This is a genomic window from Acidovorax benzenivorans (genome assembly GCF_028680575.1).
Taxonomy (GTDB): domain Bacteria; phylum Pseudomonadota; class Gammaproteobacteria; order Burkholderiales; family Burkholderiaceae_C; genus Acidovorax; species Acidovorax benzenivorans.
On the sequence record NZ_JAPCKI010000007.1, the window covers coordinates 249,027 to 261,253 of the forward strand.

Sequence of the window (12,227 nt, forward strand, 5' to 3'; positions counted from 1 at the left end):
GTCATTGTCATTGCCATTGCCGATGGCAGCGGCGTCCGTGAACCGCGCCAGCCAGCAGCGGGCGCCCGTTCACCAAGGCGATGAGCCCTGCAGGTTGCAGCGCACGGCGTATTGGCGCCAGGCACGGTCATGGTGGGAAGGGGCCTGGGCTCTCCGCACCACCCAGAATATCAAGCCAAATCAGTGTCTGGCGCTTATCAGACAAGCGTCAATAGCTATAAAAATAGTAGCAATCATTGAATCACCCTCCGCGTCAGCGGCAACCACAGGCGGAACTCGCCCCCGCCCTCCCACGCGGCCCATTGGCAGTGCCCGCCCAGCGCCTTGGCACGGTGGCGCACATTGGCCAGGCCCTGGCTCGCGGGTATGGCCGGTGGCGGGCTGGGGGTGGGCACAAAGGCGCGGCCGTTGTCGCGGATGCGCACCACCACGCCGCCCTCGTGCGCACTCCCTGCGTGCCCCTCGGTCGCCAGGTCGATGGTGGTGGCCTGGCTGTGCTTGAGGATGTTGGTGAGCACTTCTTGCAGGATGCGCAGCACGTGCAGGGCGGCCTGCGGGTCCAGCCAGGGTAGCGGGGGCAGGTCTTGCACGCTCCATGTAAGGGCGATGCCTGCGGCCTTGAGCCGGGGCGCCAGCCGAAAGCGCAGGGCGGCCAGCAGGGCCAGCACATCGGCATCGGCGGGGCTGAGCGAGTCGATGGCGAGCTTGAGGTCGTCGATGCAGTCCTTGAGCACCAGGGCGGTGTCGGCGGTGCTGGCCTGGCCGCGCTCGACCATGCGCAGCGCGCTCATGAGCGAGGAGCCGATGCCGTCGTGCATGTCCTGCATGAGGCGCTGGCGCTCGGCCGCCAGGGTTTGCTGGCGCTCCAGCGCGCGCAGTTGCTCGTGGCTGGCGGTGAGCTCGCGCTCGCGCACGGCGAGCTGGCTCTCCAGGCCCGCGTTGACCACTTCTACCGCATGGATGGCGCCCACATAGCGGCGGTAGACGATGGCCAGGAAGATGGCAAACAGGCCAATGGACAGGTAGGGCGCCAGGTACACACGCTCGATGTCGATGCGGTAGTTCTGCAGCAGCAGATCGTGCACGCCTGCGGGCACGTTGAGAGAGAACCAGGCGAACAGGACCAGCCCCTCGCCCGATCGTGCCTGCCACGACGCCCACACGCCTGACGCCGCCACCACGGCCGTGAGCACGGTGAGGACGATGTAAACCGCAGGCAGGATGGCATGGACATGCGGCAGCAACTGGGGCACCGGCAAGGTGAGCACCGTACACAGCACCACCAGCGCCACGATGCCCCACGCCAGGCGCGGCATGCGCTTGTGGTGCACACGCAGGGCAAAGGCAAAGGCGAAGGTGGCCACCATGGACCAACCCAGCGCGTTGACGGTGAGCCAGCCAAACCAGTCGTCCGGCACGGGCAGGGGGCTGTCGTCCACCACGTAGTGCAGGTTGCGCAGCACGCAGGTGACGGACACCGCAAAGAACAACACGTAGATGGGCTCGCGGCGGCGCACCAACCCCACGGCCAGCGCAAACAGCCCGATGACCAGAAAGGCCGCGCCCGTCTGGCTGATGAGGTCGTTTTGCACAAAGCGGCGCAGGTGGTAGCGCCACAGCAGCGCATCTTCCGTGCCCACCCAGGCGGTGGACAGAGCGCCCCCCACGCCGGGCTGGCTGGCCATGCGCACCCAGATCGTGTGGGGCGGCACGCCGCCCGCGCGGCCGTTGCCGCTTTGGCTACCGCCACCGCCAAGGGCCACCCACAGGGGCCAGTTGAAGCTGTTCCATACGCGGCTGCCCTGGGTTCGGTAGGCCATGCGGCCATCCACATACACCGCCACGATGCCAATGGTCTGCCAGCGCGGCAGGTACAGAAAAAGCGCCTGGTCCGGCACACCAGGCGGCAGCGTGAGCCGGTACCAAACCACGTCTGGCAGGGCCTGCAACGAAGCACTGCCCTCGGCCAGGCTGCGGGCGCGGGCGTGGGGCAGGGGCACCTGCGCCCAGCCGTCCGCGCCTTGCACGGCTCCAGGCGGCCCGGGCGGGGGCTCCCACCCGGCTCCGGGCTCCACGCGCATGCTCGCCTGTTCGATGTGCACGGCGCCACTGCCCTGGCCACGGTCGCCACAGGCCACGAGCCAGGCGGCCAGCAGCAGCCAGGCCAGGCACTGGCTAATCCGCCAGCAGGCCCTGTTTGTAGGCGGCATGGATGGCTTCGGCGCGGGTGTTGACCTGGAGCTTGGCGTAGATGCGCCGCACAAAGGTGAGCACGGTGGAGCGGGACACGCCCATGGAGCTTGCGGTTTCTTCGGCGGTGAAGCCCTTGCTCACGTAGCGCAGCACCTCTTGTTCGCGCACGGACAGGGTGGTGGGCGGCTCGCTGGCAGGCGCCAGGCTGGCGGCGGCGCGCGCCAGGATCTTGCGCGCCACCATGGGGCTGATGGGGCTGCCACCCGCGTGGAGGTTGCGAATCTCTTCGGCCAGCTCGGCGGCGTTCACGTCCTTGAGCAGGTAGCCCATGGCCCCGGCTTCGATGGAGCGCAGCACATGGTCCTCGTCGCCAAAGATGGTGCTGACCAGGATGCTGCAAGCGGGCCACTGCACGCGCGCGGCGCGGATCACGTCCAGGCCCGAGCCGTCGGGCAGGCCCAGGTCCACCAGCAGCACGTCCAGGGGCGCCTGGGGCAGCCTGGCCAGGGCCTCGGCGCAGCCGGTGGCCAGCAGCGCCAGCTCCAGGTCGGGCTGCATGCCGATCATGGCCACCAGGGTGTCGCGGCTGGCGGCATCGTCTTCCACTACCCCGACGCGCAGCGTGGGAGGGGGCGAAGACGTGGGCGCGGACATGGCGCGATTATCGCCACAGGCCCTTAGCCCGCGCCGCCCTCTTCTGCCTCCAGACTTTTGACCAGCACTGCCGCCTGTGTGCGGCTGTAGCACGCGAGCTTTTTCAGGATGGCGGTGACATGCACCTTGACGGTGTTCTCAGCCAGGCCCAGCGCGCTCGCAATCTGCTTGTTCAGCAGGCCATCGGCCAGGCAGAGCAGCACGCGGAACTGCTGGGGCGTGAGCTGCGCAAGCCGCGCGGCCAGCTCGGCGTCGGCCTCGGAGCGCTCGGCCGCCATGGGAGGAAACCAGCTGCCGCCATCCAGCACGGCCTGGATGGCATCACCCATGGCATCGGCGGGCGCGGACTTGGGGATGAACCCTGCCGCACCAAACTGCTGGGCGCGGCGGATGACGCGGGGGTGGTCGTTGGACGAGATGATGACCACGGGCAGCTCGGGGTACTCGCCGCGCACATGCAGCAGGGCCGAGAAGCCGCGTGTGCCGGGCATGCTCAGGTCCAGCAGCACCAGTTCGACCTCGGGGTGGTCCTGCAGCGCCTGGCCCAGTGTGGCGGCGCTGGCGGCCTCCAGTGTGCGGAACTGCGGCAGCCGCTCGCGCAGCACGTGCAACACGGCGGAGCGAAACAAGGGGTGGTCGTCAGCGACGAGGAGCGTGGGCGCGGTGGACATGGAGTGTTGTGCAGTCTGCCACGGGGGCCATCAGCCGCCAGCCTGCGGGCCTTTCCAGAACGCGGGCTGTGCGTACTGGTGCTTGAGGTGTTCGATCCACAGCCGCACCCGCAGCGGCATGTGTTTGCGCTGCGGAAACACCACATAGATGCCGTTGGGCGGCGCGGCAAACGCGTGCAGCACCTCCACCAGGCGCCCGGCGGCGATCTCGGCCTCGACCTCCCAGGTGCTGCGCCAGGCAATGCCGTAGCCCGCCAGGCACCAGTCGTGCAGCACCTGCCCGTCCGAGCAATCGAGCGGTCCGCCGGGCTTGAGGTGGATGACCTCGGTGCCACCGCCTTCGACCGGCATGCGGAACGCCCAGCCCCGTGTTTGCGACGCCTCGCTCGACAGCGTGAGGCAGTCGTGCTGCACCAGCTCGCTGGGGTGGCGTGGCGTGCCGTGGCGCTGCAGGTAGGCGGGCGTGGCCACGCACAGGCGGCGGTTGTCGGCAATGCGCACGCTGACGAGCGACGAGTCGGGCAGGTCGCCCACGCGCACGGCGCAGTCATAGCCCTCGCCCGCCAGGTCCACCACGCGGTCGCTGAGGTTGAGCGAGATGGTTACGTCCGGGTGCGCGGTGCGAAAACGTGGCACCAGCGGCGCCACATGGCGGCGGCCAAACCCGGCCGGTGCGGTGATGCGCAAATGGCCCGTGGCCTTGACGCCACCTTCGGACACACTGGCCTCGGCATTGGCCACATCGGACAACAGGCGCTGGCAGTCTTCCAGAAACGCACTGCCCTCGTGCGTGAGGCTGATGCGGCGTGTGGTGCGCACCAGCAGCTTCACGCCCAGGTGTTCTTCCAGCGCATCGAGGCGCCGCCCCATGATGGCGGGCGCCACGCCCTCGGCCTTGGCCGCAGCGGTGAGGCTGCCGCGCGTTGCCACCGATACAAACGATTCGAAGGCCTTGAGTTTGTCCATGGGCGGTGATTATGGGGATAAAGCGGCGAAGGGCCTGGTGACGGGCTCTGGCACTGTAGTCAGTTGACTTTGAAGCAAAAAAGGCCGATTGCGCCCGTGTAATATGCCTAAGAAGCTATACAAATAATAGCAAATCACCTACACCAGCGGCGTCACACCAGGCGCGACTTCAGGAACCCCACGGTGCCATAGCGCTTGACCTCGGTGTAGAGGTCGCGCGTGAGGCCCTGCACCATGGCGGTGTAGGCATCGGCCAGGTCGGGCGCGATGGTGAAGTGGTCGTAGTTCACGATCACCCCCACGCGCTCGCCCTTCAACGCAAGGGGGGCCAGCAGGCTGCGCACCTCCTGCTCGATGGCGTCGATGGTGGTGGCGGAGTTGATCTGCAGGCCCGAGAAGTCGATGTGCAGCAGCTGGCGCGTGGCATCGAGCTCGAAGCGCTGCACCAGCGGGCGGTTGAGCAACTGCTCGCGCAGGCCCAGCGGGCCGGGCTCGAACAGGCGCAGGTCCATGGTCTGCAGGCCGGGGCTGATGCGCGGCGTGAACGACATGTGGGCCAGCACGTCACGGTCCAGGTCGATGCCGGGGGCCAGCTCGATCAGCTCCAGCGCGCCACCGCCATCCGGCTCGCCCGACGGCACCAGGCGGAACACGCAGCGCTCCGTCACATACAGCACGCGCTGGCCGCGCCGCAGCGCTTCGGCGCCGCTGAAGGTGCGGTGCTCCACCTCGCGCACCAGCTTGCGCGCGCCGCCCTCGTGCAGGATGTGCAGTTGGCCGTCGACCGCCTCCACCTGCAGCGCGCCCGCCGAGAAGGTGCCGACAAACACCACGGTCTTGGCGTTCTGGCTGATGTTGATGAAGCCGCCCGCACCCGCCAGGCGCGGGCCAAACTTGCTCACGTTGAGGTTGCCGTGCTGGTCGGCCTGCGCCAGGCCCAGGATGGCGATGTCCAGGCCGCCGCCGTCGTAGAAGTCGAACTGGTTGGGCTGGTCAATGATGGCCTGCGGGTTCACGGCGGCGCCAAAGTTCAGGCCGCCTGCGGGGATGCCGCCGATCACGCCGGGCTCGGCGGTGAGCGTGACGAGGTCGATGATGCGCTCTTCCGCCGCCACGTTGGCCACGCCCTCGGGCATGCCGATGCCCAGGTTGACCACCTGGTGCGGGCGCAGCTCCAGCGCCGCGCGGCGGGCAATGATCTTGCGCTCGGTCAGGGGCATCGCCTCCAGCGTGTCCACGGGCACACGCAGCTCGCCCGCGAACGCGGCGCTGTAGGGCTCGGCAAAGGTCTGGTGGTGGTGCGCGGGCTCGGTGGCCAGCACCACGGCGTCCACCAGTACGCCGGGCACCTTGACTTGCCGGGGGTTGAGCGTGCCGCGCTCGGCAATGCGCTCCACCTGCGCGATGACCACACCGCCCGAGTTGCGCGCGGCCATGGCAATCGCCAGCGCTTCGAGCGTGAGCGCCTCGCGCTCCATGGTGAGGTTGCCGTCCGCGTCGGCCGTGGTCGCGCGGATGATGCCCACATGGATCGGGAAGGCCTTGTAGAACAGGTAGTCCTGCCCATCGATGGGCAACAGGCGCACCAGGTCTTCGGTGGTGCGCGCATTGAGCTTGCCGCCGCCGTGGCGCGGGTCCACAAAGGTATCGAGGCCCACGCGCGTGAGCGTGCCGGGCTTGCCCGCAGCAATGTCGCGGAACAGGTGCGTGATCACGCCCTGCGGCAGGTTCCAGGCCTCGATCTGGTTGTCCACCGCCAGCTTCTGGATGCGCGGCACCAGGCCCCAATGCCCGCCGATCACGCGCTTGAGCAAACCAGCGTGGCCCAGGTGGTTGAGCCCGCGCTGTTTGCCGTCGCCCTGGCCTGCGGCGTAGACCAGGGTCAGGTCGCGCGGGGTCTGTGTCGACTCCCAGCGCTGGGCCAGCGCCACGGCGATGCTCTCGGCAAAGCCAATGCCCACAAAACCGCCCGTGGCCACGGTATCGCCGTCGTGGATGAGTTGCACGGCATCGGCGGCGCTGACGATTTTGTTCTTGTGGGCCGCGTTGAGCGCGCTGGCGTCCAGGGGTGCCTGCATGGGTTTGTCTCCCGATGGGTTTGTTGTGTGCGCAGCGTAGTGGGTAACCGCCCAAAGCACCATTCCGGGTGACTACGGATGGTCACCAGTTTTGCGTAAAAGTCACTGGTTTAGAGATTTTCAGCGTATTTATGTGGGCAAATATTTGCAATACAGTCTGGCCATGGCCTGCTCGTACGGCCCCGCTTTTGTTTTTCATTGATCCACGTTTCCACAACTTTCTAGGCACCCCATGACCGATCGCACCAAAGTCCACGGCCTGCAAGTGGCCACCTCCCTGTTCCGCTTTGTCGAAGACAAGGTGCTGCCCGGCACGGGTGTTGATGCCGCCGCCTTCTGGAAGGGTTTTGACGCCATCGTGGCCGACCTGGCACCGCGCAACATCGCCCTGCTGGCCGAGCGCGACCGCCTGCAAACCGAGCTGGACACCTGGCACAAGGCCAACCCCGGCCCCATCCAGAACATGGTGGCTTACCGCAGCTTTCTCGAAAAGATCGGCTACCTGGTGCCCCAACCTGCCGACGTGAAGGCCACCACCGCCAACGTGGACGACGAACTGGCCACCCAGGCCGGCCCGCAGCTGGTGGTGCCCATCCTGAACGCACGCTATGCACTCAACGCCGCCAACGCGCGCTGGGGCAGCCTGTATGACGCGCTGTATGGCACTGATGCGATCCCCGAGACTGACGGCGCCGAAAAGGGCAAGGGCTATAACCCCGTGCGCGGCGCCAAGGTGATCGCGTTTGCACGCCAGGTGCTGGATGACACGGCGCCCCTGGCCTCGGGCTCGCACAAGGACTCGACGGGCTACAAGGTAGAAGGCGGCCAGCTGGTCGTCTCGTTCGCCAACGGGAGCACCACGGGCCTGAAGGACGCCTCGCAGTTCAAGGGCTACCAGGGCAACGCAGCAGCACCTTCGTCGGTGCTGCTGCAGCACAACGGCCTGCATCTGGACATCCAGATCGACCGCAGCACGCCCATCGGCCAGTCCGATGCTGCGGGCGTGAGCGACCTGGTGCTGGAAGCAGCACTGTCCACCATCCTGGACCTGGAAGACTCTGTGGCCGCCGTGGACGCTGAAGACAAGGTACTGGGCTACAGCAACTGGCTGGGCATCATCCAGGCCACGCTGACCGAGCAGGTCGCCAAGGGCGGCAAGAGCTTCACGCGTGGGCTGAATGGCGACCGCATCTACACCGGCCCTACCGGTGGCGAAGTGCGCCTGCATGGCCGCTCGCTGATGTTCCTGCGCAATGTGGGCCACCTGATGACCAACCCGGCCATCCTGTGGACCGACGCCCAGGGTGCAGTGCGCGAAATCCCCGAAGGCATCATGGATGCGGTGGTGACCACAGCGATTGCGCTGCACGACCTGCAAGGCCATGGCGCGAATGGAATCCGCAACTCCCGCAAGGGCAGCGTCTACATCGTCAAGCCCAAGATGCACGGCCCCGCCGAAGTGGGCTTTGCCGGAGAGCTGTTCGGCCGCGTGGAGAAGCTGCTGGGCCTGCCCGACAGCACCGTCAAGCTGGGCATCATGGACGAGGAGCGCCGCACCTCCGTCAACCTGAAGGCCTGCATTGCCGCCGCATCGAGCCGCGTGGCCTTCATCAACACGGGCTTCCTCGATCGCACCGGCGACGAAATGCACACCGCTATGCACGCTGGCCCCATGGTGCGCAAGGGCGACATGAAGACCAGCGCCTGGATCCAGTCGTACGAGAAGAACAACGTGCTGGTGGGCCTGAGCTGTGGCCTGCGCGGCAAGGCGCAGATCGGCAAGGGCATGTGGGCCATGCCCGACCTGATGGCCGAGATGCTCAAGCAGAAGATCGCCCACCCCAAGGCCGGTGCCAACACCGCCTGGGTGCCCAGCCCCACGGGCGCCACGCTGCACGCGCTGCATTACCACCAGGTGAAGGTGAGCGACATCCAGGCCGAGCTGGAAAAAACCGACGTGAACGCCGAGCGCGACAACCTGCTGACCGGCCTGCTGACCGTGCCCGTGGCCGCCGCCCCCAACTGGAGCGACGCCGAGAAGCAGCAGGAGCTGGACAACAACGCCCAAGGCATCCTGGGCTACGTGGTGCGCTGGGTGGACCAGGGCGTGGGCTGCTCCAAGGTGCCCGACATCCACAACGTGGGCCTGATGGAAGACCGCGCCACCCTGCGCATCAGCAGCCAGCACATGGCCAACTGGCTGCACCATGGCGTGGTGACCGAAGCCCAGGTGCGCGCCACGTTCGAGCGCATGGCAGCGGTGGTGGACGGCCAGAACGCAGGCGACGCGCTGTACCAGCCCATGGCCGGACACTTTGACACCAGCATGGCCTACAAGGCTGCGTGCGACCTGGTCTTCAAGGGCCTGGAGCAGCCCAGCGGTTACACCGAGCCACTGCTGCATGCCTGGCGCCTGAAGCTGAAGGCAGCTCAAGCGGTCTGATTTCCGTTCGCAGGCAGTGCTGCATTTGCAGCGCTGTTTGCTCCATTTTTGATAGCTATCCGCGCAATCAATATCTGCGCTGGTGGCTATTTTTGTTTCAGGCCTCATTCCAGCCCTGCCGAACGGGGCCCGTTGGGTCCGTTCGGCAGGGCTGCGCCGTACACTGGCGTCAGCGCCATTGCGCCTACCCCCATGCCTGCAGCGTCCACCCACCCTTTAGCCTCGTCTTGTTGTCCGCTTTGTGGCCAACCCAATCAGTGCGCCATCGCAGCAGGTCGCCCCGCAGAAAGCTGCTGGTGCATGACACAGGCCATCGACCCCGCGGCCCTGGCGGCTTTGCCGGATGAGGCGCGTGGCCAGGTCTGTATCTGTGCCGCGTGTGGGGCGCCAACACCGGATGCGCAGCAACCCTCCGCCGCGTGCAGTCCGCCTTCGCCGATATGATTTGCGCTTTTCGCTGAATTCACAGCGCGCGAAGGAACAAGACATGCCCACGTACCACATCGAAATGATGGAAGGCCGCACGGTCGAGCAAAAGAAGAAGCTGGTGGAAGAGATCACCCGGGTGTCCGTCGAGATCCTGGGCGGCTCGCCCGAGTCGGTGGACATCCTGATCACCGACATCAAGCGCGAAAACTGGGCCACGGGCGGCAAGCTGTGGCTGGAGCGCACGTCCTGAGCGCTGTGTCCTGCCGTCATTGACCGTGGCTCTGCCTCAGCATTTGACCGCTTCATGAGCACATCTTCGGGGTCTTTGTCCGTATTGCGCGAGCGCTATGGTGAGCGCTACCGATGGCTGCTGTTGCTGTCCGTCATGGTGGGCACCATGGCCTCCATCATGTCCTCCACCATCGTGAACGTGGCGATACCGGACATGAGCCACCACTTCGCGCTGGGTCAGGAGCGCGCCCAGTGGGTCACCTCGGGCTTCATGGTGGCCACCACCGTGTCCATGCTCACCACCCCCTGGCTGCTATCCCGGTACGGCTACCGCGCTACCTATGTGGGCGCCATGTTGCTGTTGCTCCTCGGAGGTGTCGGGGGCGGTGTGGCACGTGACTTTGGGCTGGTGCTGGCAGCACGGGTCGCCGAGGGGCTGGCAGCCGGTGTGGTGCAGCCCATTCCGGCCGTCATCATCCTGTACGCCTTTCAGCCGCATGAGCAAGGGCGCGCCAGCGGCATCTTCGGCATGGGCGTCGTGCTGGCGCCCGCCATCGGCCCGAGCATGGGGGGGTTGCTGGTGGACTGGTTTGGGTGGCGGTCCATCTTCTTCATGGTGGTGCCGCTGTGCCTGGCCTCCATCTGGTTGGCCTACAAGTTTGTGCCGGTCACGGCCCCCGGCGGGGTGGAGGCCAACCGTCAGGGCGAGGCCCTGGACTGGCGTGGCCTGTTGCTGGGTACTGTGGGCACGCTGTGCCTGCTCAACGGCCTGGTGTCGCTGCATGGCGGCTCTGTGGTTGAAGCGGGGGGCCTGCTGATGGGCGCGGCGGTGGCTGTCGCGTGTTTTATTGCCTGGCAGCGCAGGCTGCTTCGCACCGGGCGCAAGCCGCTGATGGACCTGCGCCTTTTTCAATACCGCCAGTTCGCCATGGGCAGCGTGGTGGCATTCATCTACGGCACGGCCTTGTTTGGCTCTACCTACCTGTTGCCGGTGTTCATGCAATTGGGGCTGGAGCTGTCGGCATCTCATGTGGGCACCCTCATGCTGCCCGCCGGTTTTGTCCTTGCCATCACCATTGCGGTGGTGGGTCGGCTGGCGGACCGGCAGCCCACCCATTTTTTAGTCAGCATCGGCTTGGGTCTGCTGGCGCTGTCCTTCGGGCTGATGGTGTTTGTGGGTCTCGGCTCGTCGCTGTGGATGCTGGTCGCTTTTGCGATTCTGGGGCGCATCGGACTCGGGTTCATTCTGCCCTCGCTGAACCTAGGCTCCATGCGCCCGCTGGACAAGTCGCTGATCTCTCAGGGCTCTAGCGCCATTGGTTTCTTGCGCATGCTGGGCGGCGCAGCCGGGGTCAGTCTGTGTGGCATCGTGCTCGAATGGCGGCTGGGCGCACATGGCGCTTCGTTGACTGCCGGAGCAAGCAATCCTGCCCGCATTGCAGCGTTCGGCGAGACTTTTCTGATGCTGACTTTTCTCTGCTTGCTGGCGCTGGTAGCGGCCTGGCAGCTGCGCGAGGCCCGGGTCCGGATCGACTGACGGCACGCGTGCCTTATCCTGATGCTTCTGCGCAGAAGCGGCCAGTGCCTCTCCAAGCGTTGTACGAAATCGAAGAAACGGAATCTCGCCATGTGCCAGCTCCTCGGCATGAACTGCAATGTCCCCACCGATGTGACCTTCAGCTTCACGGGGTTTGCGCAACGCGGCGGCAAAACCGACCACCACACCGATGGCTGGGGCATTGCGTTCTTTGAAGACAAGGGGCTGCGGCACTTTGTGGACCATCTGGCGGCGGTCGACTCCCCCGTGGCCGAGCTGATTCGCCGCTACCCCATCAAGAGCCAAAATGTCATTGCCCATATCCGCAAAGCCACTCAGGGCGTGGTGAGCCTTCAGAACTGCCACCCGTTCGTGCGTGAGCTGTGGGGCCGCTACTGGGTGTTTGCCCATAACGGGGATCTGAAAGACTTTCGCCCTCGCCTGCATTCGCATTTCCGCCCCGTGGGCGATACTGATAGCGAGCACGCGTTTTGCTGGATCATGCAGGAGCTGGCCAAGTCACACGCCAGCGTGCCTTCTGTGCCAGAACTGACCTTGACGCTCAAGGAACTCGCCGCACGCATAGCGCCCCATGGCACGTTCAATTTCCTGCTCTCCAATGGCCAGGCCTTGTGGTCTCATGCCTCCACAAACCTGCACTACATAGAGCGTCGCCACCCATTTGGAGCAGCGCAATTGAGTGACGAAGACCTACAGCTGGATTTCTCGAAAGAAACCGGCGAGCGCGATCAAGTGGCAGTGATCGTAACCAGCCCTCTCACGACCAATGAAACGTGGACAGCATTCGGCAAGGGCGAACTGCTGGTGTTCGAGCAAGGTCGGCGTCTACGGATCTGAACGCGCGCGATGCCTCGCCGCAGGGCGAGGCAGGTGATGCGAGCGCTTTCTCGATCAGGGCCGTGTTCAGAGATTTCGCGTACCGGACCGCGGATAAACATATCCAGTCCGCTGCCGTCATGCGCTCATTGCGCAGCGCATGTTTTACGCCACGCCAAAGCAAAAAA

10 protein-coding genes are annotated in these 12,227 nt (G+C 65.9%); 5 read left to right on the forward strand and 5 right to left on the reverse strand.

The window, feature by feature from the left end; genetic code table 11:
• Positions 1–233: 233 nt before the first annotated feature.
• The 5 genes from OIN59_RS14940 to OIN59_RS14960 all read right to left on the reverse strand — a co-directional run bounded on the left by OIN59_RS14940 (position 234) and on the right by OIN59_RS14960 (position 6,562).
• Positions 234–2,210 carry a sensor histidine kinase gene (locus OIN59_RS14940; protein WP_274111645.1) on the reverse strand — a complete coding sequence of 659 codons (1,977 nt, stop codon included), beginning with the start codon at positions 2,208–2,210 and terminating at the stop codon, positions 234–236.
• The gene (locus tag OIN59_RS14945; protein WP_274111647.1) at positions 2,176–2,847 is read right to left on the reverse strand and encodes a response regulator transcription factor; all 672 of its coding nucleotides are present in this window, start codon (positions 2,845–2,847) and stop codon (positions 2,176–2,178) included. The genes OIN59_RS14940 and OIN59_RS14945 overlap by 35 nt, the downstream gene beginning before the upstream one ends.
• 23 nt (positions 2,848–2,870) lie before the next feature.
• Positions 2,871–3,518, reverse strand: a complete 648-nt coding sequence (locus tag OIN59_RS14950; RefSeq protein WP_274111649.1) for a response regulator — start codon at positions 3,516–3,518, stop codon at positions 2,871–2,873.
• Positions 3,519–3,548: 30 nt separating this feature from the next.
• Positions 3,549–4,484 (reverse strand): LysR family transcriptional regulator, encoded by a 936-nt coding sequence (locus tag OIN59_RS14955; RefSeq protein ID WP_274111651.1) that lies wholly within the window; start codon positions 4,482–4,484, stop codon positions 3,549–3,551.
• A gap of 152 nt (positions 4,485–4,636) precedes the next feature.
• Positions 4,637–6,562, reverse strand: a complete 1,926-nt coding sequence (locus OIN59_RS14960) for an acyl CoA:acetate/3-ketoacid CoA transferase (RefSeq protein WP_274111653.1) — start codon at positions 6,560–6,562, stop codon at positions 4,637–4,639.
• A gap of 232 nt (positions 6,563–6,794) precedes the next feature.
• Here OIN59_RS14960 and OIN59_RS14965 point away from each other — a divergent pair, with 232 nt between their 5' ends.
• From OIN59_RS14965 to OIN59_RS14985, 5 genes are all read left to right on the forward strand, one after another.
• Positions 6,795–9,005: a malate synthase G gene (locus OIN59_RS14965; RefSeq protein WP_274111655.1), complete on the forward strand. Its 2,211-nt coding sequence runs from the start codon at positions 6,795–6,797 to the stop codon at positions 9,003–9,005.
• A gap of 192 nt (positions 9,006–9,197) precedes the next feature.
• A complete protein-coding gene (locus OIN59_RS14970) occupies positions 9,198–9,449 on the forward strand; it encodes a cysteine-rich CWC family protein (protein ID WP_274111657.1) in 252 nt (83 codons plus the stop codon).
• Positions 9,403–9,684: a 4-oxalocrotonate tautomerase gene (locus OIN59_RS14975; RefSeq protein ID WP_274111659.1), complete on the forward strand. Its 282-nt coding sequence runs from the start codon at positions 9,403–9,405 to the stop codon at positions 9,682–9,684. Before OIN59_RS14970 ends, OIN59_RS14975 begins: the two co-directional genes overlap by 47 nt.
• A gap of 54 nt (positions 9,685–9,738) precedes the next feature.
• Positions 9,739–11,202 carry a DHA2 family efflux MFS transporter permease subunit gene (locus OIN59_RS14980; protein WP_274111661.1) on the forward strand — a complete coding sequence of 488 codons (1,464 nt, stop codon included), beginning with the start codon at positions 9,739–9,741 and terminating at the stop codon, positions 11,200–11,202.
• Between the two features lie 90 nt (positions 11,203–11,292).
• Positions 11,293–12,060, forward strand: coding sequence for a class II glutamine amidotransferase (locus tag OIN59_RS14985; RefSeq protein WP_274111674.1), 768 nt, complete (start codon positions 11,293–11,295; stop codon positions 12,058–12,060).
• The last annotated feature ends 167 nt before the right edge of the window (positions 12,061–12,227 follow it).

Coding starts and splice junctions, on each gene's coding strand:
- OIN59_RS14940 (WP_274111645.1), bottom strand. CDS start 2,210: ATGCCGCCTACAAACAGGGCCTGCTGGCGGATTAGCCAGTGCCTGGCC.
- OIN59_RS14945 (WP_274111647.1), bottom strand. CDS start 2,847: ATGTCCGCGCCCACGTCTTCGCCCCCTCCCACGCTGCGCGTCGGGGTA.
- OIN59_RS14950 (WP_274111649.1), bottom strand. CDS start 3,518: ATGTCCACCGCGCCCACGCTCCTCGTCGCTGACGACCACCCCTTGTTT.
- OIN59_RS14955 (WP_274111651.1), bottom strand. CDS start 4,484: ATGGACAAACTCAAGGCCTTCGAATCGTTTGTATCGGTGGCAACGCGC.
- OIN59_RS14960 (WP_274111653.1), bottom strand. CDS start 6,562: ATGCAGGCACCCCTGGACGCCAGCGCGCTCAACGCGGCCCACAAGAAC.
- OIN59_RS14965 (WP_274111655.1), top strand. CDS start 6,795: ATGACCGATCGCACCAAAGTCCACGGCCTGCAAGTGGCCACCTCCCTG.
- OIN59_RS14970 (WP_274111657.1), top strand. CDS start 9,198: ATGCCTGCAGCGTCCACCCACCCTTTAGCCTCGTCTTGTTGTCCGCTT.
- OIN59_RS14975 (WP_274111659.1), top strand. CDS start 9,403: ATGCGCAGCAACCCTCCGCCGCGTGCAGTCCGCCTTCGCCGATATGAT.
- OIN59_RS14980 (WP_274111661.1), top strand. CDS start 9,739: ATGAGCACATCTTCGGGGTCTTTGTCCGTATTGCGCGAGCGCTATGGT.
- OIN59_RS14985 (WP_274111674.1), top strand. CDS start 11,293: ATGTGCCAGCTCCTCGGCATGAACTGCAATGTCCCCACCGATGTGACC.